This window comes from Paraburkholderia nemoris (assembly GCF_905221015.1).
Classification (GTDB): domain Bacteria; phylum Pseudomonadota; class Gammaproteobacteria; order Burkholderiales; family Burkholderiaceae; genus Paraburkholderia; species Paraburkholderia nemoris.
The window spans coordinates 21438-41789 of the sequence record NZ_CAJNBO010000009.1 but is presented as its reverse complement, the minus strand read 5'-3'; the positions used below and the strand labels follow the sequence as shown (position 1 = coordinate 41789).

Genomic DNA, 20352 nt, shown 5'->3' with positions numbered 1-20352 from the left:
GCCGCCGCCGCGTCAGGTTTTCTGATGCGGCGGTGCGCCACGCCAGCCGTTGCCGCGGCTTCCACCAGGGAGTCGAAAATGCGACATCAAGCCGTTGCGGTCATCGGCGGTTCCGGTTTTATCGGCAGCCATCTCGTCAATGCTCTGGTTGAAATGGGCAAAGACGTGCGCATCGCCACCCGGCGGCGCTATAACGCCCGCCATCTCACCCTGCTCCCCATCGACGTGATCGAAGCTGACGTGTTCGATCCGGTTCAGCTCGCGCGTTTTGTCGAGGGCGCCGATTGCGTGATCAACCTCGTTGCCACGCTGCACGGCAAACGTGGCACGCCCTACGGCCCGGAGTTCGCCCGCGCGCATGTCGAATTGCCGACCAAAATCGTTGCGGCTTGCGAAGGCAAGGGCGTGCATCGGCTGATTCATATCAGCTCGCTCGGCGCCGACTCGAACGGGCCGAGCATGTATTCGCGTTCGAAGGGCGACGGGGAAAAGGCCGTGCATGCGGCGAATCTGGCGTGGACGATTTTCCGTCCGTCCGTGGTGTTCGGCCCGGAAGACCAGTTCCTCAACAAGTTTGCGTTCCTGCAGCGGATGTTCCCGGTGATTCCGCTTGCGATGCCGGACGCGAAATTCCAGCCGGTGTACGTCGGCGACGTGGCCAAAGCGATCTGCAACGTGCTCGATCTCGACGCAGCGAGCGGCCATACCTACGAGCTGGGCGGGCCGACCGTCTATACCCTCGAAGACCTCGTCAAGTATTGCGGCGACGTGATCGGCCGGCATGCGCGAATCATTCGCCTGCCGGAGGCGTTGGCGCGCTTGCAGGCGTTGACGTTCGAAATGGCGCCGGGCGAACCGGTGATTTCGCGCGACAATCTCGATTCGATGAAAGTCGACAACGTGTTGAGCGGACCGCTTGCGCCTGAACTCGGCATCGAACCCGCCAGCATCGAAACGATCGCGCCCGTGTATCTGACCGGCGCGTCGTCGCGTTCGCGCTTCGACACGTTTCGCGCGAGCGCGGGGCGTTGAACCTTTTCTAATCTCTACCTTTTATACCAGGCATGAAGCTGCTTATCGGTGACAAGAACTACTCGTCATGGTCGATGCGTCCGTGGTTGCTGGTCAAACATTTCGGCATTCCATTTGAAGAGGTGCTGATTCATCTGAATGAGGCCGGCACGAAGTCCGCGATTCTGGCGTATGCGCCGACCGGTCCGGGCAAGCTGCCGTGCCTGATCGGCGAAGACGGATCGGCTACCTGGGATTCGCTGGCGATCGCCGAGACGCTGGCTGAGCGCTTCCCGCAGCATGCGCTGTGGCCGCGCGACCCGGCGTCGCGTAGTCACGCGCGCAGCATCAGCGCTGAGATGCATTCGGGTTTCGGCGAATTGCGCTCGAACATGTGGATGAACATTCGTGCATCGTTTCCGGGCAAGAACGCCACACCGGGCGCGCTGGCCGACATTGCACGCATCGACGCGATCTGGAGCAGGTGTCTCGATACCTACGGCGGTCCTTTCCTGTTCGGCGAGTTCAGCATTGCGGACGCGATGTACGCACCCGTCGTGATGCGCTTTAACACGTGGCAACCGGTGCTCTCTGAGGCTGCCGCGGCTTATGTTCGTCGCGTGACGGCGTTGCCGGCGGTGAAGTCATGGATCGACGACGCGTTGCGCGAAACGCATGCCATTCCGTACCAAGACGTATGCCCATGAATATCTACGCAGTAGGCGGCGCGATCCGCGACGAGTTGCTGGGCGTACCCGTGCAGGACCGGGACTACGTGGTGGTGGGCGCGACGCCCGAGCAGATGGTGGCGCAGGGCTATCGTCCGGTGGGCAAGGATTTCCCGGTGTTCCTGCATCCGCAGACGCACGAGGAATACGCGCTTGCACGCACCGAGCGCAAGACGGCCGCAGGCTATCACGGCTTCCAGTTCTTCTACGCGCCGGACGTCACGCTCGAAGAGGATCTCGCGCGCCGCGACCTGACGATCAACGCGATGGCGCGCGAAATGCGCCCGGACGGCGAACTGACCGGTCCGGTGATCGACCTGTTCAATGGCCGGGGCGATTTGCAGGCGCGGCTGTTTCGTCACGTCAGCGATGCGTTTCTGGAAGACCCCGTGCGGATTTTGCGGATTGCGCGATTTGCGGCGCGCTTCGTCGATTTCACGGTGGCGCCGGAAACGATGGCGCTAATGCGCAAGATGGTGGCCGACGGTGAGGTCGATGCGCTGGTCGCCGAACGCGTGTGGCAGGAAGTGTCGCGCGGGTTGATGGAGAAGAAGCCGTCGCGCATGTTCGAAGTGCTGCGGGAATGCGGCGCGCTGGCGAGGGTTCTGCCGGAGATCGATGCATTGTTCGGCGTGCCGCAGCGGGCTGACTATCATCCCGAGGTGGATACGGGCGTGCACGTGATGATGGTGGTCGACCATGCCGCGCAGCAGGGTTACGCGTTGCCGGTTCGGTTCGCGGCGCTCACGCACGATCTGGGCAAAGCGACGACGCCGGACGACGTATTGCCGCGGCATATCGGGCATGAGGGGCGCAGCGTGGATTTGCTGAAGCCTTTGTGCGAGCGGCTACGGGTGCCGAATGAATGTCGCGATCTGGCGCTGCTGGTCGCGCGGGAGCATGGGAATATTCATCGCGTGATGGAGATGGGGGCAGCCGCGTTGGTGAGGCTGCTCGAGCGCAGTGATGCGATTCGGAAACCTGCGCGGTTTGCTGAAGCCTTGCAGGCTTGTGAGGCGGATGCGCGTGGGCGGCTGGGGTTTGAGATGCGGGAGTATCCGCAGGCTGAGCGGCTGCGGGTTGCGCTTGTTGCTGCGCGGGGGGTGGATGCTGGTGCAGTGGCTAAGCGGCTCGTTGACTCGCCTGCGGGGATTAAGGATGCAGTGCATCAGGAGCGCGTTCGCGCTGTTGAAATGGCTCTCCTTGCTTGAGGATTTTTGCCTGCTCGGCGCTTATTGTCAGTGTTCTTGGGGCTTTGGCCTTTCCTTGTTTTGTTAGTGGTCTATTAGCGTTGCCCCTGTGCGGGGCGGCACTTACTTCTCTTTGCCGGCTGCAAAGAGAAGTAAGCAAGAGAAAGCAGCTCAAACCGCTAATGCTAAGTGGGCACCGTGGTCTGCCATGGGTAGTGGTGCATCTGGAATCTGTGTTCATGCACGGCATGCGCTTGTGACAAGGGCGTCATACTTCCGGCGGCGCTGCGCGCGCCGAAGAGCAGTTCAAAAACCGGTCGCTGCGTTTTGGCGCTCGCGCCTCGGCATCAGGTCGTGGCTCGTCACCACACCGCCATCACCATCATGATTCCGATTGGAATGGCAACCGCAACCGTGATCGGGATCGGGATCGGGACCGTGGTGGTGATTGCCGCGCACCGACATATCATTCGAATGGAGTTCCAGGGTGAATGCAGAGGTGCCTTGCCGAGGCGAAGCCGACGGCCCCACAAGACCCGAACGGAAGCCCGCGGTTTCCCCTGCAGACCCGTCCGCGACGCACGCAGTGCGGAGTGGGAGCTGATGACTCCTTTGTCACTAACGCGGAGTGTGCGAGAACACGGATTCCAGATGCACCACTACCCGCAGCAGACCACGGGCCCCGCTTAGCATTAGCGGTTTGAGCTGCTTTCTCTTGCTTACTTCTCTTTGCAGCCGGCAAAGAGAAGTAAGTGCCGCCCCGCACAGGGGCAACGCTAATAGACCACCAACAATTCAAGGAAAGGCCAAAGCCCCAAGAACACTGACAAACAGGCGCCGCGCAGGCAACCAGAACCACGCCGTCGCCAAAGACAAACCAGGCTACAAAACCCTCGCGATCAGCGACAAAACAATCGATACCACAAGCGTCGACATAAACGGAAACGGATACTCCCGCCCGAAGAGCCGCAAAGTAACATCACCAGGCATCCGCCCAATCCCAACCTTCTTGAGCCACGGCCAGCAGGCCGACAACACCGCCACCGCAATAAACGTAGTCAACAGCCAGCGGATCATCGCCAACCCCTAAGGCAAAAAATCACAACGTATGTGACCGGTCACCGCTCGAAAACGCCTGCAGCGTGTCATCCAGCCCGCGCGAAAACGCGATCACCTTGAACAGCTCACCCATCTCCGCCTCGGACAACAACTTCTGGACCGCATTCGCCGCAGGCAAAAACTTCGCCGTGTCCGAAGGATCGAGCGCCGATAACGTCTCGGTAATCCCCGCGTTCAACAAGAACCACGCTTGCGAAGTGAAGCCCAACAAATCGGCGCCAGCCTCGACACCGGCTTCGGCAATGCCGGTAAATTCCACGTGCGCGGTAATGTCCTGCAAACCCGGATAAACAAACGGGTCACCATGCGCCCGGTGCCGGTAATGGCACATCAACGTGCCCTGCGCACGCTGCTCATGGTAGTACTCGTGGCGCGGAAAACCATAATCGATGAAAAACGCCGCGCCACGCGTAAGCATCGTGCAAATGGTCCGCGTGAATGCCCGGGCGGCGTCGTGCGTTTCGGTCACGTAGTCGTCACCGGCAGTTTCAATCTCTGCCAGAAGCGCAATGTCCGCAGCCTCCGATACCAACCGGTCGTCGAACGCAAAGGCCTCGTCGCGCCACGTCACGCCGCGTTCATGCCAGGCACCGTCGGTAAATGCGAACAGCCGCACCGGCATCGCGTCCAATACCTCATTGCCGATCACCACGCCTTCGAATTGCTCCGGCAATGCGTCCAGCCAGCGCACTTTCGCGGCCAGAGTTGGCGCCGCAGCTTCGATCGTCTCGCGTTGGCGCTCGCGCAACTCACCGGACAAATCCACGATCGAATAGCTGTCGAATTCGACGCCCAGCGCGTCGAGCGCATTCAGCAAGCCGGCGGCGAGTTTGCCCGTGCCGGCGCCGAATTCCATCAGTTCGAGCGTGCCGCTCGCCTCCAGGGCCTCGGCGAGCGGGCGCGCCAGCGTCGCGGCGAAGAGGGGTGACATTTCCGGCGCCGTGACGAAGTCGCTGCCGTCGTCGCCGCGCAGGCCGAATTTGCGGGCGCCGCCGCTGTAGTAGCCGAGTCCCGGCGCGTAAAGCGCGCGCTCCATGTAGCGGTCGAATGGCAGCCAGCCGCCAGCCGCTTCGAGCTCCGCGCGGACCTGTGCGACAAGCGCTTCGGACTGCGCAAGCGCGCTCGGGCCGGGAGCAGGTAAACTATCGGGTTGGTGAGCTTTCGGATTCATCCCCGCATTGTAAATGACCGCCTCTATGGACACCGCCGCCGCCCGCGCGCCTGAAACGCCGCGCATCGTGCTGATTACCGGCGCCGCCCGCCGCATCGGGCGCTCCCTCGCGCTCGGCTTCGCCGCGCGTGGCTGGGACGTGGCGGTCCATTACGGTGCGTCGCGGGAGGAGGCCGACGAAGTAGTCGCGGAAATCGTTGCCCTAGGCCGCCGGGCGGTGGCTTTGCACGCGGAATTGGGCGACGAGGGCCAGGTTGAGCAGCTTCTGCCCGCCTGTATGGCCGCGCTGGGCCGCCCGTCGTGTATTGTCAACAACGCCTCGCGCTTTGAGGAAGACACGGCGCAGAACGTCGGTTACGACCTTCTGCTGAAGCTGACCGCGATGAATCTTGGCGCGCCGCTCGTGCTGGCGCGTATGCTGTTCGAGGCCACGCCGGAAGCCGCGCGCACTGATGAAAGCCAGCGCGGCGTGGTCATCAACGTGCTGGACCAGAAGCTGTACAACATGAACCCGGACTACCTGTCCTACACGCTGTCGAAGGCAGCGTTGCAGACGGCGACGGTGGCGCTGGCGCAGGCCTTGGCGCCGAAAGTGCGCGTGGTCGGGCTTGCCCCTGGTCTGACGATGCAATCCGGCGATCAAACGCCGGCCGGTTTTGAAGAAGCTCACCGTGCCACGCCTTTGGGCCGCGCGTCGCGGCCGGAGGATATTGTCGCCGCCGCGCTGTATCTCGCCGATGCAGCGGGCGTCACCGGAACGACGCTGGTGGTCGACGGCGGGCAGCACCTCGTGCCGCTGCCGCGCGACGTTATGTTTTTGACGGGCGCCTGAAGCGCCCACTTGAGTGCTCCGCACTCTTTTTTCGACTGGAACGAACATGTTTGCCGCTCTTTCGCATCCCCGGCTCGCCGATTGCCGCCGGCTCTTTCTGCGCAATTACGAAGTGCACATCAACATCGGCGTGCACGACTTCGAAAAGCGCGGCGAACAGCGCGTCGTGATCAACGTCGAACTGTTCGTGCCGCTCGCGCTGTCCACGCCGGTTCAGGACAAATTGAACGAAGTGGTCGACTATGACTTCATGCGCTCGACCATCGCGCGCCGCGTCGAGCAAGGCCATATTCACCTGCAAGAAACACTCTGCGATGACCTCGTCAAGGCACTGCTCGATCATCCGCAAGTGCGCGCCGTGTGCGTGTCGACCGAAAAGCCGGACGTTTATCCCGACTGTGACGCCGTGGGCGTCGAAGTCTTCCGTATCAAAGAGGATTGAGCCATGAATGCTCAGGAAATCCTGAACGACACCGCGGCCCCAGGGGCTGCACAAGCTGCCCAGGCCTCAGCGGTTAAAGCGCCGCTGACGCGCCGCGAGCAGAAAGAAGCCTACGAGAACAACAAGCTGTTCAAGCGGCTCGCGCGCCAGGTCGGTGAGGCGATCGGCGACTTCAACATGATCGAGGAAGGCGACAAGGTGATGGTGTGCCTGTCGGGCGGCAAGGACAGCTACGCGATGCTCGAGATCCTGATGCGGCTGCGCGAACGCGCGCCGATCAACTTCGACATCGTCGCCGTGAATCTCGACCAGAAGCAGCCGGGCTTTCCGGAGCATGTTCTGCCCGAATACCTGAAACAACTCGACATTCCGTTTCACATCGAGAACCAGGATACCTACAGCATCGTCAAGCGGCTGGTGCCGGAAGGCAAGACCACCTGCTCGCTGTGTTCGCGGCTGCGTCGCGGCATTCTGTATCGTGTGGCGGGCGAGCTCGGCGCGACCAAGATCGCGCTCGGCCATCATCGCGACGACATTCTGCAAACGCTGCTGCTGAACATGTTCTACGGCGGCAAGCTGAAGGGCATGCCGCCCAAGCTGCAATCGGACGACGGCAAGAACATCGTGATCCGTCCGCTCGCCTACGTGAAGGAAACCGATCTGGAAAAGTACGCGGAGTTGCGCGAATTCCCGATCATTCCGTGCAACCTGTGCGGCAGCCAGCCGAACCTGAAACGCGCGGAAATGAAGGCGCTGATCCGCGATTGGGAGAAGCGCTTCCCGGGCCGTATCGAGAACATGTTCAATGCGTTGTCGAACATCGTGCCGTCGCATTTGATGGATCACCAGCTGTTCCCGTTCGCCGGTCTGCGTGCAAGCGGCGAGGCCGATCCGCAAGGCGATATCGCCTTCGACGAAGAGCCGTGTTCGACCGATTCCGGCGAGGGCGCAACCTTCAACGGATCTAAGCCGATCTCGATCGTTCAGTTCGACGATATGTGATCAAGCCGTGAAATGCCCTGAAATCAAAGGTTTCCGGGTGTTTCAGCAAGGTAATAAGGCCGCGCGAGCGGCCTTTGTCGCTGTGGCCTGCATGATAGAATCGTGGGCTCGAAACTTGTCTGATTGCCGACGCCATGAACATCGTGATTTTGGCGGCAGGCACCGGTAAGCGCATGCGGTCCGCGCTTCCCAAGGTGCTCCATCCCCTGGCCGGCCGGCCGCTCCTCGCTCATGTCATCGACACCGCTCGTGCGCTCAAGCCCACGCGTCTGGTCGTGGTGGTCGGTCATGGCGCCGAAGCCGTGCGCCAGGCGGTAGCCGCGCCGGATGTCCAGTTCGCCGCTCAGGAGCAGCAACTCGGCACGGGCCACGCGGTGCAACAGGCGCTGCCGCTGCTCGATCCGTCCGAACCCACGCTGGTGCTGTACGGCGATGTGCCGCTCACGCGCGCCAGCACGCTGCAGGCGCTGACCGATCGCGCGGGCCGAGGCGGCTACGGCGTTCTCACTGTCACGCTCGACGACCCCAGCGGTTACGGGCGCATCGTGCGCGATCAGCACGGCAAGGTGTCGCGCATCGTCGAACAGAAAGACGCAACGCCCGAACAGCTCAAGATCGCCGAGATCAACACCGGCATCATCGTCGCGCCGACCGAACGTCTGGGCGGCTGGCTCGCGGCATTGAAGAACGACAACGCGCAAGGCGAGTTCTACCTGACCGACGCGGTCGAGATGGCGATCGAAGCCGGACTCGAAGTCGTCACCACCCAGCCTGACGAAGAGTGGGAAACGCTCGGCGTGAATAGCAAGCAGCAGCTTGCTGAACTCGAACGGATTCATCAGCACAATGTCGCCGAGACCTTGCTGGTGGCCGGCGTGACGCTTGCCGATCCGGCTCGAATCGACGTGCGCGGCACGCTCGAATGCGGCCGCGACGTCTCGATCGACGTGAACTGCGTGTTCGAAGGCCGCGTCACGCTGGCTGACAACGTGACGGTCGGGCCGAACTGCGTGATCCGCAATGCGACGATCGGCGCAGGTACGCGCGTCGACGCGTTCACGCATATCGAAGGCGCCGAAGTCGGTGCGAACGTCGTGCTCGGCCCCTATGCGCGGCTGCGTCCGGGCACGTCGTTGCAGGATGAGTCGCACGTCGGCAACTTCGTCGAGGTGAAGAACTCGGTGCTCGGTCATGGCTCGAAGGCGAACCATCTGACGTATATCGGCGATGCGGACGTCGGAGCGCGCGTCAATATCGGCGCGGGTACCATCACCTGTAACTACGACGGCGCGAACAAATTCCGCACGATCATTGAAGACGACGTATTCGTCGGTTCGGACACGCAACTCGTTGCGCCGGTGCGCGTCAAGCGCGGCGTGACGATCGCGGCGGGCACCACGATCTGGAAGGATGTCGAAGAAGACATGCTAGTCCTGAACGATAAGACTCAAACAAGCAAGCCGGGCTACGTACGCCCGACCAAGAAGAAGAGTTGATGGGCGTGACGCGCGCATGAAGCGCGCCCCCTGAAACCCAGCACTGAAAAGGAATAAGCCATGTGTGGCATTGTCGGCGCGGTTGCGCAACGAAACATCGTTCCCGTCCTGATCGAAGGACTGCGTCGCCTCGAGTACCGCGGCTACGATTCGTGCGGCGTGGCCGTGCTCGGTAGCGACGGGCCGCGTCGTGCGCGCAGCGTCGCGCGCGTGGCGGATCTGGACGAGCAGGTGAAGGAGAGCCACCTCGAAGGCATCACGGGTATCGCGCATACCCGCTGGGCGACGCACGGCGCGCCAGTGACCGACAACGCTCACCCAATCTTCTCGAAAGACGCACTCGCGTTGGTACACAACGGCATTATCGAGAACTACGAGTCGCTGCGTGAAATGCTGCGGGGCAACGGTTATACGTTTGTCTCGCAGACCGACACAGAGGTTATCGCTCACCTGATTCACAGCCTGTATCGCGGCGATCTGTTTGCCGCGGTGCGCGAAGCGGTCGGGCAATTGCACGGCGCGTACGCGATCGCGGTGCTGCATAAGGATCAGCCGCATACGGTGGTCGGCGCGCGGCAAGGTTCGCCGCTGGTGGTGGGGCTCGGCAATGGTGAGAACTTCCTCGCGTCGGATGCGCTGGCGCTTGCCGGCAGCACCGAACGTTTCATCTTCCTCGAGGAAGGCGACGTCTGCGAACTGTCGCTCGAGGGCGTGCGTATCGCCGATCGTGACGGTTATGACGCGCAGCGCGAAGTGCGCCAGGTCGCGGCGTATGGTGGCGCGGTCGAACTGGGCCCGTATCGCCACTTCATGCAGAAGGAAATTTTCGAGCAGCCGCGTGCAATTACGGACACGATCCCGCAAGGCGATTCGTTCGACGCGGCGCTATTCGGCGAGGGTGCCGGCAAGGTGTTCGCCGACATCGACAACCTGTTGATTCTCGCGTGCGGCACGAGCTATTACTCGGGATTGACCGCGAAGTACTGGCTCGAGTCAGTCGCGAAGATCCCGACCCAAGTGGAAATTGCCAGCGAGTATCGCTATCGCGAGTCGGTGCCGAACCCGAAGTCGCTGGTGGTGGTGATCTCGCAGTCGGGCGAAACGGCCGATACGCTGGCGGCGCTCAAGCATGCGCAGTCGTTGGGGCATAAACATACGCTGGCGGTGTGCAACGTCGGCACGAGCGCGATGGTGCGCCAGACGGAATTGTCGTTCCTCACCCACGCGGGTCGCGAGATCGGTGTGGCGTCGACCAAGGCGTTCACGACGCAACTGGTTGCGCTGTTCGTGCTCGCCGCGACGCTCGGGAAGCTGCGTGGGCAGGTGAGCGCGGAGCAGGAAGCCGAGTATCTGAAGCAGTTGCGTCACTTGCCGGCGGCGTTGAATAGCGTGCTGGCGCTGGAGCCGCAGATCATTGCGTGGTCGGAAGAGTTTTCGCGCAAGGAACATGCTTTGTTCCTCGGGCGCGGCCTGCATTATCCGATCGCGCTCGAGGGCGCGTTGAAGCTCAAGGAGATTTCCTATATTCACGCGGAAGCGTATCCGGCCGGCGAGCTGAAGCACGGGCCGCTGGCGCTCGTGACTGAAGCGATGCCGGTGGTGACGGTGGCGCCGAATGACGCGCTGCTGGAGAAGCTGAAGTCGAATATCCAGGAAGTGCGTGCGCGGGGTGGTGAGCTTTATGTCTTCGCGGACGCGGATACGAAAATCGTCAATGACGAAGGTCTGCATGTGATCCGGATGCCGGAGCACTATGGCTTGCTGTCGCCGATCCTGCACGTGGTGCCGCTGCAGTTGCTGGCGTATCACACGGCTTGTGCGCGAGGCACGGATGTGGATAAGCCGCGGAACCTGGCGAAGTCGGTGACGGTGGAGTGAGGGTGATAGGCTAGCTATCGCTAGTGTTCCGTCCCAGAAATAACTTTGCATAGCCGGGCCACTTTCTGCAGAATGGAATCGGCTGTCGCGGTCCATACGAACGGCCGCTTGTGCTGGTTGTACTGCTCGGTATAACGCTCGATGCTGGCGATGAGCTGGCGCACGTTTCTGAATGACCCGCGACGGATCGCCTGCTGCGTAATCAGGCCAAACCAGCGTTCAACCTGATTCAGCCAGCTCGAGTAGGTCGGCGTGAAGTGCATGTGGTAGCGCGTATGCCTGGCGAGCCACGCCTTGACCCTCGGATGCTTGTGTGTCGCGTAGTTGTCGACGACCAGATGCACGTCGAGATTGGCCGGCACCACCTGGTCAATATGCCTGAGGAACGCCAGGAATTCCTGATGCCGGTGGCGTGGCTTGCATTGAGCAATGACTTCGCCCGTTGCTGCATTGAGCGCAGCGAACAAGGTTGTGGTGCCATGTCGGACGTAATCATGCGTCACCCCTTCGAGATAGCCCAGCCCCATCGGCAGCATCGGCTGCGTGCGCTCCAGCGCTTGACACTGGCTCTTCTCGTCGACGCACAGGACAAGGGCGTTGGTGGGCGGGCTCAGGTACAGCCCGACAATATCGCGCACCTTCTCGACGAAGAATGAATCAGTAGACAGCTTGAAGCTCTTTGAACGATGGGGCTGTATACCGAACAGCGACAGATACCGGGCAACCGAACTCTTCGAAATCCCTGTCTGCGCGGCCGCGGAACGCACGCTCCAGTGCGTTGCCCCGTCCGGCTTCTCATGCAACACCCTGGCCAGCAATTCCGCGACCGCCTCGTCGTCATGTGTGCGCGGTCGGCCTGGGCGAGCTTCATCATGCAGACCCGCAAGCCCCTGAGCGACAAACCGCTTCTTCCAGTGCGTGATCGCCGGTGGCGTCACTTCGCAGTGCATCGCGATTTCCGTGGTCGTGTGACCGTCAGCGGCCATCAGGACAATCTTTGCCCGACGCACCAGAGAATGAGGCAACGAACGCGAGCGACTCATGGACAGCAACTGTTCTCGCTCCAGTTCCGACACCACAACCTCGATCCCCTTGCGTCCCATGATCCCCTCCTGTTCATCACGGACTTGATCATAGAACAATCCCAATTTACGTAAAGTTATTTCTGGGACGGAACACTAGCTTCACGCTGAAAAAAATGGTCGCCTGAGGGCGGCCGTTTTTTTGCCTCAACAGCGCACCTCACTTCCTCACCACCTCCACCGCGGCCGCCGACACAAACTCCGCGCGCACACTGTCCCCGACTTTCAACTGATCGAGGGGAATACTCGCCGCCGCCCTCAGTACCTGCTGATGCTTCGGCCCACGCAGCGTCACCATCCGGCTTTTGCGGTCGATCTTCAACACCGTCGCGACAACCTGCACCCTATGCGCCGACGATGCGTACCCCGCTGAAGCCGGTATCGCCACCGTCGTCTCGGTGCGTTCACGCACCCCTTTGGTTGTCACTTTGTCGACTTGAAGCAGCAGCGCCTGTTGGTACGCAACGTTCAGCGTGTCGCCGACCCGCAGTTTCCTGACATCGGCCAAGCGGGGATTCACGTCGACATCCGCGAGATTGCCGTGCGGACCGCGCAGGGTGACGCTGTTGGTGGCGGGATAGATCGCTACAACACGGACCTGGGCGTGAACGACCTCGGCTTTCCCTAGCGCGGTTTGACCGGCATTGGCGTCCGACGTCTGAGCGAAGCCGGATTGACAGAGCGCGGCCATCAGCACAGCCGCACTTCCCATGACAGTTGCCGATGAGCCCATTTTGCGCAGACGAGGCATCCGTTGCTCCCGAAATGACCGCCTCAAATGATGGTCCTGAGTGACTAACCCAAGCAACCCACCTAACGGACCAAAGCGCACCCGCCACGCGCCCGCGCTTATAACTCCGGACGCGCCAGGTCGCTCGTCACGATGTGCTCGCCATACACCTGCGCCGCCGCGACGGCTTCCAGCTTGGTCGCGTAAGGCCCGAGTTCCGGCGCGCCGTCGAACGGGAACAGCACGCGGCCGTCGGTGGTTCGAACCACTTTCAACACGCCGAAAAAACGCCGGTAGCCGGCGAGTTTCGACGTCGCCGACACTTCGAAATCGTCCTCCGACGTCGCAGGGACGCTGGGAATGAATACGGTCTTGCTCATACCTGAAAACATCTCTTGTTCAATGGGCCGACGCCTGCTGGAAAGGCCAAGGCGCGCCCGGTTGTCCCGGGAAGACATTCACCGGCGGCCTTCATTGTCTCAAATCCCGGCGCATCGAGCCGGATGCCGGATCAGCAGGCCGCTCAGTTGGTCAACCGGTCAGCAGCCAGCATTGCTGATCACCGTAGCATCCCCGGCAGCCCGCTCGCAACATCAAACCCCTTTGAGCGCCGCCTCATGCTCGGCCGCCAGTGCAACATCCCGCTCGCTCACCTTCACGAAGCTCGGCCGTAAGCAGATGCGCTGGGTGTACTCGAGCACGACCGGCGTCTCGGGCACCAGCTTGAACATCATCCCCCAATGCAGCGCGATGCCCCACAAAATATCCGCGGCCGACATCTTGTCTCCGAGCAAATAGGGCGACGCCTGCAACTGGCTTGTCACGGTCCCGAGCATCGAATCGAAATCGCCATAGGGCGACGTGGCGAGCGGCGCCTGTTCGCGCTTCATCGCCTTGTCGACCAGCGCCGGTTCGTAGCAGGCCGCGTAGTACACCAGCCAGCGCAGATAAGGCCCGCGTGACGGATCGTCGAGTGCCGGCGCGAGCCCCGCTTCAGGAAACAGGTCGGCCAGATAGATAAAGATGGCGACCTGTTCGGTGATCAGCGCGTCGCCGTGAAGAATCGCCGGCACTTTGCCGAGCGGATTGATCGCGAGATACGGCGCCTTGCGCTGCTCGCCGGCCTTCATGTTCAGCACCTTCAGCTGATACGGAGCGCCGAGTTCCTCGAGCAGCGTCAGTGCGCTGACGGAGCGGCATTGCGGTGAGTGGAACAGCGTGATCGTGCGGGCGGTGGTCATGGCGGGAGCCTTCTGGGTGAGCGTCTCGTTGGAAAAGCCAGCGTTCATCTGGCGCCGGGTGTCCCCATCCTAAGCGCCCATACCTGTCAGTTTGTGTCAGGTATGACTACACTTGTCCGCATGAGAGCCAGCCGTCTCCTTTCCATCCTGATGACCCTGCAAGCGCGCGGACGCGTGACCGCGCAGTCGCTCGCCGACGAATGCGCGGTCTCCCTGCGCACGATCTATCGCGACATCGACGCTTTGAGCGCCGCGGGCGTTCCCGTCCAGAGCGAACGTGGTGCGGAAGGTGGCTATCGTCTGCTCGACGGCTACCGTACGCGTCTGAACGGTCTGTCCTCGCAGGAAGCAGAGGCATTGTTCCTCGCCGGCTTGCCGGGGCCGGTGCAGGCACTTGGGCTCGGCGCTGTCATGGCCGGTGCGCAAACCAAGTTGCTCGCCGCGCTACCGATCGAATTGCGTTCTACCGCGGAGCGCATGCGCTCGCGTTTTCACCTCGACGCTCCGGCCTGGTTTTCCGACGCAGACCAGCCCGCGAATCTGCCGTTGATCGCGAGCGCTGTGTGGGAACAGCATCCGCTGCAGATTCGCTATCAGAGCTGGAAGGCCGAAAAATTTCGGCGGATCGAACCGCTCGGCATCGTGCTGAAAAGCGGCGCGTGGTACGTGGTTGGGCGAGTTGGCGCGGACATTCGCATCTATCGCATTTCGCGCATTCTCGAATTGAGCATGCTGAACGAGACTTTCGAGCGGCCGTCGGATTTCGATCTGGCAGCGTACTGGCAAGACAGCACGCAGCGTCTGTCCGAAGAGATGCATGCAAGCGAGGCAACGCTGCGCCTGTCGCCGTGGGGCATGCAGATGCTCGAAGCCTTCACGTCGCCGTTCGCACGCTCAGCCGCGAAAATCGGCGAGCCGGATCCGTCCGACGGCTGGTGCACGGTCACGTTGCCGGTCGGTTCGATAAGGCAGGCATGCGCGGAGTTGCTGCGCTTCGGCGCCGAGGCTGACGTGCTGGCGCCGCCGGAATTGCGTGCACGTTTTGCGGAAGTGGCGGCAGCCTTGCATCGCCGCTACGCGCAATGAGCGCGCCGGTTCACAGCGGGCGTAGCGACGTTTATACGTTGCGTTAGATGACCGACATATTGCAAACGTGTGGCGTGATTCACGTCGCCGTCATACGTGCTGCCTAAAGTTTGCCCGCGAATAAAACTCCAATACCCAAGGGCAAAACATGTCACAACGCAGCTGGTTGCGTGCTTTCTTCATGGCCGTTTGCGCGGCCTTAATTGGCGTTATCGTCGCCGCGTGCGGTTCGTCTTCGTCGTCGCTCAATCTGAGCGGGCAGCAGCAGATCCGGCACGTCTTCGTCATCACGCTCGAGAACGAAAACTACGCGACCACCTTCGGCGCGAACAGCAAGGCGCCGTATCTGTCGCAGACGCTGGCATCGCAAGGCGCGATGGTGCAGCAGTACTACGGCACGGGGCACGTGAGCCTCGACAACTACATCTCGATGATCAGCGGTCAGGCGCCGACGCCGGAAACGGACAACGACTGCATCACCTACCAGGACTACAAGCTCACCGGCACGACGTCAGACGGTCAGGCGATCGGCTCGGGTTGCGTGTATTCGGCCAGCATCAAGACGCTGCCGGACCAGCTGAAGGCCGCTGGCTACACCTGGAAGGGCTATGAAGGCGACATGGGCAACGACCCGACGCGCGAAGCCGCCACCTGCGGCCACCCGACGCTCAACACGACCGACCTGACCCAATCGGCCGAAGCACCGAGCGCGGCCGCGCCGCTGGGCGATCAGTACGCGACGCGTCACAACCCGTTCATGTACTTCCACTCGATCATCGATTCGTCCGACTGCGGCCAGAACGTCGTGAACCTCAACAAGCTGACGACCGATCTGCAATCGATCTCGACCACCGCCAACTTCAACCTGATTACGCCGAACCTGTGCGACGACGGTCACGACGCGCCGTGCGTGAACGGCCAGCCGGGCGGACTGACGAGCGCGAACACGTTCCTGCAGAAGTGGGTGCCGATTATCACCGCCTCGCCGGCGTTCCAGAAGGACGGTCTGTTGATCATCAACTTCGACGAAAGCAGCTACGCAACGGTGACGCAGTCGGCAGCCGACGAGGATCTGATCTTCTCCGGCGCAACGTGCTGCAGCCAGCAGCCGGGTCCGAATCTGCCGGCGTTCCCGCAGACTTCGTCGCTGACGTATAAGGGCTTGACGATCAACCTGACCAAACAGAGTTTTGGCGGCGATCAGACCGGCGCGGTGATGATCTCGAAGTTCATCAAACCGGGCACGGTGTCGACGGTGCAGTACAACCACTACTCGATGCTCAAGAGCATTGAAGACATCTTCCAGCTGGATCATCTGGGCTACGCGGGGCAGGCCGGTCTGGTCGGGTTCGGCAACGACATCTTCACGAACCTGTAAGCGACTCGATGCTGTCTTTTGCAACGCGATTCACCGTGCGCACTGCCGCGCGATTGGCGGCGCTCGTTGCGCTGGCCGGTGCCGCATTGCTGCCGTTCGAGGCAACGGCGGCAGCGGCGGCATCTGCGGCAACGCCGAACGATGCGAAGCCTATCTACAGCGACGCCGCAGCGCTCGGCAAGCTGTTGTTCTTCGATGCGTCGTTGTCGGCGTCGGGCAAGATGTCGTGCGCAAGCTGTCATAGCCCGTCGCACGCCTATGGGCCGCCCAACGGGCTGGCCGCGCAACTGGGTGGGCCCGACATGCGCTCGCAAGGCACGCGCGCCGTGCCGAGCCTGCGCTACGTGCTGAACCGCACGCCGATGTGGAGTCATGCGCAGGCGGCCAGCATGTCCGAGCGCCTGAGCGAGACAGACAACGCGCCGGTAGGCGGCTTCGGTTGGGACGGGCGCTTCAACCGTCTGCACGATCAGGCGAGTTTCCCGCTGTTCAATGCTAACGAGATGGCCAACAAGGACCCGGCGGCGGTGTTGGCAAAGCTGGAGCACACACCTTACGCAGCGCGCTTCAAGGAAGTGTTCGGCCAGAACATTTTCATCGACCCCACGAAGGCGTTCGCGCAGGCGATGTATGCCATCGAGCGCTTCGAACTCGAAGACCCAAGCTTTCACCCGTACACCAGCAAGTTCGACTACTACCTCGATGGCAAATTGCAACTAACGGCACAGGAGTTGAGAGGCAAAAAACTGTTCGACAATCCGACAGGGGGCAATTGCGCCTCCTGCCACATCGATCAATCGGGTGTCGACGGCTCTCATCCGCTTTTCACCGACTTCAACTTCCAGGCGCTCGGCGTGCCGCGTAATCCGGAGTTGCATGCGAACGCCGACCCGAAGTACTTCGATATGGGTTTATGTGGTCCGCTACGCACCGATCAGTCGAGCGACAGGAGCAACTGTGGACTCTTCAAGTCCGTGTCGCTGCGCAACACGGCGACGCGGCACGTGTTCTTTCACAACGGCCGCTTCCACACGCTAAAGGACGCGCTGCGTTTCTACGTTCAACGCGATACGAATCCTGCGAAGTGGTATCCGAAAGACGCACACGGCAAGGTCGATAAATTCAACGATCTGCCGGTCGCGCTGCGCGTAAACGTCGACACGACCGACGAGCCGCTCACGCGCAAAGCGGGCGAGCGCCCCGTGTGGTCCGAACGGGATATCGACGACGTCGCCGCTTTCCTCGCGACGCTGAACGATGACTACGTACTCAAACCGAAGCAGCCGAAGTAGCACGCGCGGACACACCAGCCGGCCACCTTTCATCAGACGAATTTTGGCCGTTTGGTGCCTCTTTTGGGGGCAGAGCTATAATGCGTGGATCCCCTTTCTTCCCCGTCCTCCGTTATGAGCCGGTTACTTTGCCTGATCGTGCTTTCGCTCGGCCTGATGCAAACCGCAACGGCCGACGAAAACAATGACCGCATGTCCGCGTATCTGACGCAGAAATTCGGTCTGGCAAAGGAAAAGGCTCAACAGATTTCCGACGCGGTGCAGTCCGCCGCTTCGAAATACTCGCTGCCGCCGGCGTTACTGCTGGCGATCATCTCGATCGAATCCCGCTTCAAGGAAAAGGCCAAGGGCGCCAACGGCGCGACCGGGCTGATGCAGGTGGTGCCGGGCGCCCATCGCGGGATGCTGAGGAACGTCAAGGACCTCACCGAGCCGACCACCAACATTGAAGTGGGTTCGGCGATCCTGTACGGCTACATGCGCTCGGCCAACGGCGACATGAACGCCGCACTCAAGAGTTACGGCGGATCGCAGGCGTACGCGAAGAAGGTGAGCTTGCGCGTCGAAGATTTCGCCGGCGTCGCCGGAGCACAGGACATCGCGTCGCACGCGGGCGCACAAGCCAGCATGTGCGAAGCCGACCGTTGCCCGGCGCCGGACAACTGGGCCGACGCGTTTACGATACCGGCCGGCAACACCGCAGTGGCGCTGCCAGGCGCATCGCCTGCCATGCCGCACTGAGCGGCAACTCCATCGCATTTCTCCTCTTTGCCATGCTCCCGCGCTTGAAGCTGCGGAATTGAGCCGTCACGCCATGTAAGGCGGCGCCGCGCTGCGCACTTTTTACGCACACCTGGCAACCGCTCTACAATGCATTCCCATTCGTGCTCACGCCGCACCTCTTCCGATCGATCATGTTCACCTCGTCTTCCAAAGCCACTGCCGCCGCGCTTTTCGGCCTGCTGACACTTGCCGCTTGCAGCAGCGCGCCGCAGCCGAAATTCCAGCAGGAATTGTTCGAAACGGGCGCGAGTCCTTACGCCCGCAATTTCAATTCGAGCGTCACGGATACCTGTGAGGCCGCACGCCGCGCACTGCTCAGTCAGGGCTATCTGACGACGCTGACGCGCACCGATACCGTCGACGGCACGAAAAATTTCCAGCCGACCGGCGATACGCATATCGTCGTCGAGTTCCATGTGGTGTGTACGCCGGGCGAAGAGGCGAGCGATACGAGCATCGTCTACGTCAATGCCGTGCAAAACGGCTTTGCGCTGAAGAAAAGCGATACGTCGGCGAGCGTCGGGCTAAGCGTGCTGGGTTCGCTGTCGCTGCCGATCCGTTCGAACAGCGATGCGATGGTCAAGATTTCAAGTGAGACCATCCCGTCGGGCAAGTTTTACGATCGTTTCTTCGGCCTCGTCGATCACTATCTGCAAACGGTGGTGCGCACGCAGCCGGTCGTGAACAACCGCATCGAAACGCGCCTGTTGCCGGTGCCGGTCGAAGCGACCATTCCAGCGCCGCTTCCCGACTGGCCTGATGCGATCGACAAAGCCGCTGCCGTGCAACCTGCGAGCGGGCCGAGCGTCGCGCCTTGATGCATTTACCGACACAGCGGGGTTTCGGCTGATCAAGAGCTGATCAGCCTTTGATCTCATCACGCAGCGGTACTTATCCTATGTTTTTTACTTCATACGTATATATATGTAGTAATAGTTAACAAGGGTTAACCCCGGCTGTGGATAACTATCAAATCCCCCGTCACATCAACGTCATGCGAAACCCATAACCCTGCGGAACACGACTGTAGAAAAACTACAAAGCTGGGATAACTTTGACAGGGCTTGCCTGACAGCGCGTCTTATCAAGATTTCGCACACAGGCTGTCCGATGCGCTATCCCGAAGTTATTCATAGGCAATTGTGGATAACTTGCGCATCCGGGCCCATGCCACCGGGTGGCGCCCCGGGTTTTTTTGTCGATCCCATCCGCTCGCCAGCGTACAGACCACGTTTCCCCGAACGCGCACATTGAAGCTGGAAGGTACAAAGATTGCGTCTATGTTTTTGCAAGCGCAACTGTTGCTATTTAGTCAAAATCATTTCAGCAACGCCCTATCCAGGCATAGAGTTAAAGTGTTTTCTGAAGTTATTGGTGCAGTGCGGGGGTGTGCAATGAAACGCAGAACAGCACGACAACTAGTCCGTCTTCTTTCGGATATCAGACATGCCAGCCACTGCACGACGCTGCGGGCGGCGGCCACAAACCGGGCCATATCCCTCGCATCTTCCGAGCATGATGAGGACGGCGCCGAAAACGACGAAAGCAACGACGCCACACGCGAGGCGAGCCACGACAAACCGGCCCGGAGCGGATCATGAGAGCCGCCAGCGAACAATCACTGCGTTTTCTGGTTGAGAAATGGCTGGCGCCGGGACCTTCGGTGTCGGTTCACGTAACCGAATTCAGTCGCACCCGTCTCGGCGGCAGGCGTTATGTGCGGGTCGAGACTTCTCAGGACGGTGGATTGCGCGGCCTTTTTTTCTTTCGACACGACGACGGCTGCTGGTGCGTGTTTCCGCCCACCGCCGATACACCCAAACTCTTCGCGCAGCCGCGTGCCGCTTAGCGGCCGAGGCGGTCGCTAAGCGGCGCGCGGGTGACTGTCTAA

General features: G+C 61.4%; 20 protein-coding genes. 14 read left to right on the top strand and 6 right to left on the bottom strand.

From position 1 onward, the window contains the following. Positions 1 to 78: 78 nt before the first annotated feature. Genes KHO33_RS15575 through KHO33_RS15565 form a run of 3 tightly spaced genes read left to right on the top strand, consistent with a single transcriptional unit; the run spans position 79 to position 2950 of the window. Entirely contained in the window at positions 79 to 1032 is a 954-nt protein-coding gene (locus KHO33_RS15575; RefSeq protein WP_054040854.1) for a complex I NDUFA9 subunit family protein, read from the top strand. A gap of 32 nt (positions 1033 to 1064) precedes the next feature. Continuing rightward, complete coding sequence (locus tag KHO33_RS15570) at positions 1065 to 1718, top strand: glutathione S-transferase family protein (protein ID WP_200565242.1); 654 nt, start codon at positions 1065 to 1067, stop codon at positions 1716 to 1718. Then, on the top strand, positions 1715 to 2950 hold the full coding sequence (locus KHO33_RS15565) for a multifunctional CCA addition/repair protein (protein WP_200565243.1): 1236 nt from the start codon (positions 1715 to 1717) through the stop codon (positions 2948 to 2950). The genes KHO33_RS15570 and KHO33_RS15565 overlap by 4 nt, the downstream gene beginning before the upstream one ends. A gap of 861 nt (positions 2951 to 3811) precedes the next feature. On the opposite strand, the gene KHO33_RS15560 is transcribed toward KHO33_RS15565, so the two are convergent. Both KHO33_RS15560 and KHO33_RS15555 read right to left on the bottom strand, forming a co-directional pair. Next, entirely contained in the window at positions 3812 to 4006 is a 195-nt protein-coding gene (locus KHO33_RS15560; RefSeq protein WP_200565244.1) for a DUF2905 domain-containing protein, read from the bottom strand. A gap of 22 nt (positions 4007 to 4028) precedes the next feature. Next, positions 4029 to 5219, bottom strand: coding sequence for a class I SAM-dependent methyltransferase (locus KHO33_RS15555; protein WP_200565245.1), 1191 nt, complete (start codon positions 5217 to 5219; stop codon positions 4029 to 4031). A gap of 13 nt (positions 5220 to 5232) precedes the next feature. Between KHO33_RS15555 and KHO33_RS15550 the strand changes: the two genes are divergently transcribed. The 5 genes from KHO33_RS15550 to glmS all read left to right on the top strand — a co-directional run bounded on the left by KHO33_RS15550 (position 5233) and on the right by glmS (position 10869). Further along, positions 5233 to 6051, top strand: coding sequence for an SDR family oxidoreductase (locus tag KHO33_RS15550; RefSeq protein WP_054040863.1), 819 nt, complete (start codon positions 5233 to 5235; stop codon positions 6049 to 6051). Positions 6052 to 6097: 46 nt separating this feature from the next. Further along, the gene (locus KHO33_RS15545; protein WP_063497570.1) at positions 6098 to 6493 is read left to right on the top strand and encodes a dihydroneopterin aldolase; all 396 of its coding nucleotides are present in this window, start codon (positions 6098 to 6100) and stop codon (positions 6491 to 6493) included. A 3-nt stretch (positions 6494 to 6496) separates the two neighbouring features. Next, complete coding sequence (ttcA, locus tag KHO33_RS15540) at positions 6497 to 7495, top strand: tRNA 2-thiocytidine(32) synthetase TtcA (RefSeq protein ID WP_054040865.1); 999 nt, start codon at positions 6497 to 6499, stop codon at positions 7493 to 7495. Positions 7496 to 7629: 134 nt separating this feature from the next. Next, positions 7630 to 8991, top strand: coding sequence for a bifunctional UDP-N-acetylglucosamine diphosphorylase/glucosamine-1-phosphate N-acetyltransferase GlmU (gene glmU / locus KHO33_RS15535; RefSeq protein ID WP_200565246.1), 1362 nt, complete (start codon positions 7630 to 7632; stop codon positions 8989 to 8991). Between the two features lie 60 nt (positions 8992 to 9051). Then, on the top strand, positions 9052 to 10869 hold the full coding sequence (glmS, locus tag KHO33_RS15530) for a glutamine--fructose-6-phosphate transaminase (isomerizing) (protein WP_200565247.1): 1818 nt from the start codon (positions 9052 to 9054) through the stop codon (positions 10867 to 10869). A gap of 20 nt (positions 10870 to 10889) precedes the next feature. Here glmS and KHO33_RS15525 read toward each other — a convergent pair whose 3' ends face one another. From KHO33_RS15525 to KHO33_RS15510, 4 genes are all read right to left on the bottom strand, one after another. After that, a complete protein-coding gene (locus tag KHO33_RS15525) occupies positions 10890 to 11972 on the bottom strand; it encodes an IS630 family transposase (protein WP_200565248.1) in 1083 nt (360 codons plus the stop codon). A gap of 139 nt (positions 11973 to 12111) precedes the next feature. Then, positions 12112 to 12702 (bottom strand): hypothetical protein, encoded by a 591-nt coding sequence (locus KHO33_RS15520; RefSeq protein WP_200565249.1) that lies wholly within the window; start codon positions 12700 to 12702, stop codon positions 12112 to 12114. Between the two features lie 98 nt (positions 12703 to 12800). Beyond that, a complete protein-coding gene (locus tag KHO33_RS15515) occupies positions 12801 to 13061 on the bottom strand; it encodes a DUF6723 family protein (RefSeq protein ID WP_054040872.1) in 261 nt (86 codons plus the stop codon). Between the two features lie 213 nt (positions 13062 to 13274). Further along, on the bottom strand, positions 13275 to 13922 hold the full coding sequence (locus KHO33_RS15510; protein WP_200565270.1) for a glutathione S-transferase family protein: 648 nt from the start codon (positions 13920 to 13922) through the stop codon (positions 13275 to 13277). A 102-nt stretch (positions 13923 to 14024) separates the two neighbouring features. Between KHO33_RS15510 and KHO33_RS15505 the strand changes: the two genes are divergently transcribed. From KHO33_RS15505 to KHO33_RS15480, 6 genes are all read left to right on the top strand, one after another. Next, complete coding sequence (locus tag KHO33_RS15505) at positions 14025 to 15008, top strand: helix-turn-helix transcriptional regulator (RefSeq protein WP_234480572.1); 984 nt, start codon at positions 14025 to 14027, stop codon at positions 15006 to 15008. Positions 15009 to 15156: 148 nt separating this feature from the next. Continuing rightward, complete coding sequence (locus KHO33_RS15500; RefSeq protein WP_200565250.1) at positions 15157 to 16386, top strand: alkaline phosphatase family protein; 1230 nt, start codon at positions 15157 to 15159, stop codon at positions 16384 to 16386. An 8-nt stretch (positions 16387 to 16394) separates the two neighbouring features. After that, positions 16395 to 17678, top strand: coding sequence for a cytochrome-c peroxidase (locus tag KHO33_RS15495; protein ID WP_200565251.1), 1284 nt, complete (start codon positions 16395 to 16397; stop codon positions 17676 to 17678). A 114-nt stretch (positions 17679 to 17792) separates the two neighbouring features. Then, positions 17793 to 18419 (top strand): lytic transglycosylase domain-containing protein, encoded by a 627-nt coding sequence (locus tag KHO33_RS15490; RefSeq protein ID WP_200565252.1) that lies wholly within the window; start codon positions 17793 to 17795, stop codon positions 18417 to 18419. A 173-nt stretch (positions 18420 to 18592) separates the two neighbouring features. After that, the gene (locus KHO33_RS15485; RefSeq protein WP_200565253.1) at positions 18593 to 19279 is read left to right on the top strand and encodes a DUF2242 domain-containing protein; all 687 of its coding nucleotides are present in this window, start codon (positions 18593 to 18595) and stop codon (positions 19277 to 19279) included. Between the two features lie 779 nt (positions 19280 to 20058). Then, positions 20059 to 20310 carry a hypothetical protein gene (locus KHO33_RS15480; RefSeq protein WP_128576701.1) on the top strand — a complete coding sequence of 84 codons (252 nt, stop codon included), beginning with the start codon at positions 20059 to 20061 and terminating at the stop codon, positions 20308 to 20310. Positions 20311 to 20352 lie beyond the last annotated feature (42 nt).

Bases quoted from the DNA above. Each gene is read 5' to 3' on its own strand.
- KHO33_RS15560 (WP_200565244.1), bottom strand. From the start codon at position 4,006: ATGATCCGCTGGCTGTTGACTACGTTTATTGCGGTGGCGGTGTTGTCG.
- KHO33_RS15520 (WP_200565249.1), bottom strand. From the start codon at position 12,702: ATGCCTCGTCTGCGCAAAATGGGCTCATCGGCAACTGTCATGGGAAGT.
- KHO33_RS15555 (WP_200565245.1), bottom strand. From the start codon at position 5,219: ATGAATCCGAAAGCTCACCAACCCGATAGTTTACCTGCTCCCGGCCCG.
- KHO33_RS15505 (WP_234480572.1), top strand. From the start codon at position 14,025: ATGACTACACTTGTCCGCATGAGAGCCAGCCGTCTCCTTTCCATCCTG.
- KHO33_RS15510 (WP_200565270.1), bottom strand. From the start codon at position 13,922: ATGACCACCGCCCGCACGATCACGCTGTTCCACTCACCGCAATGCCGC.
- KHO33_RS15480 (WP_128576701.1), top strand. From the start codon at position 20,059: ATGAGAGCCGCCAGCGAACAATCACTGCGTTTTCTGGTTGAGAAATGG.
- KHO33_RS15490 (WP_200565252.1), top strand. From the start codon at position 17,793: ATGAGCCGGTTACTTTGCCTGATCGTGCTTTCGCTCGGCCTGATGCAA.
- KHO33_RS15575 (WP_054040854.1), top strand. From the start codon at position 79: ATGCGACATCAAGCCGTTGCGGTCATCGGCGGTTCCGGTTTTATCGGC.
- KHO33_RS15515 (WP_054040872.1), bottom strand. From the start codon at position 13,061: ATGAGCAAGACCGTATTCATTCCCAGCGTCCCTGCGACGTCGGAGGAC.
- KHO33_RS15500 (WP_200565250.1), top strand. From the start codon at position 15,157: ATGTCACAACGCAGCTGGTTGCGTGCTTTCTTCATGGCCGTTTGCGCG.
- KHO33_RS15570 (WP_200565242.1), top strand. From the start codon at position 1,065: ATGAAGCTGCTTATCGGTGACAAGAACTACTCGTCATGGTCGATGCGT.
- KHO33_RS15565 (WP_200565243.1), top strand. From the start codon at position 1,715: ATGAATATCTACGCAGTAGGCGGCGCGATCCGCGACGAGTTGCTGGGC.
- glmU (WP_200565246.1), top strand. From the start codon at position 7,630: ATGAACATCGTGATTTTGGCGGCAGGCACCGGTAAGCGCATGCGGTCC.
- KHO33_RS15525 (WP_200565248.1), bottom strand. From the start codon at position 11,972: ATGGGACGCAAGGGGATCGAGGTTGTGGTGTCGGAACTGGAGCGAGAA.
- KHO33_RS15485 (WP_200565253.1), top strand. From the start codon at position 18,593: ATGTTCACCTCGTCTTCCAAAGCCACTGCCGCCGCGCTTTTCGGCCTG.
- KHO33_RS15550 (WP_054040863.1), top strand. From the start codon at position 5,233: ATGACCGCCTCTATGGACACCGCCGCCGCCCGCGCGCCTGAAACGCCG.
- KHO33_RS15545 (WP_063497570.1), top strand. From the start codon at position 6,098: ATGTTTGCCGCTCTTTCGCATCCCCGGCTCGCCGATTGCCGCCGGCTC.
- ttcA (WP_054040865.1), top strand. From the start codon at position 6,497: ATGAATGCTCAGGAAATCCTGAACGACACCGCGGCCCCAGGGGCTGCA.
- glmS (WP_200565247.1), top strand. From the start codon at position 9,052: ATGTGTGGCATTGTCGGCGCGGTTGCGCAACGAAACATCGTTCCCGTC.
- KHO33_RS15495 (WP_200565251.1), top strand. From the start codon at position 16,395: ATGCTGTCTTTTGCAACGCGATTCACCGTGCGCACTGCCGCGCGATTG.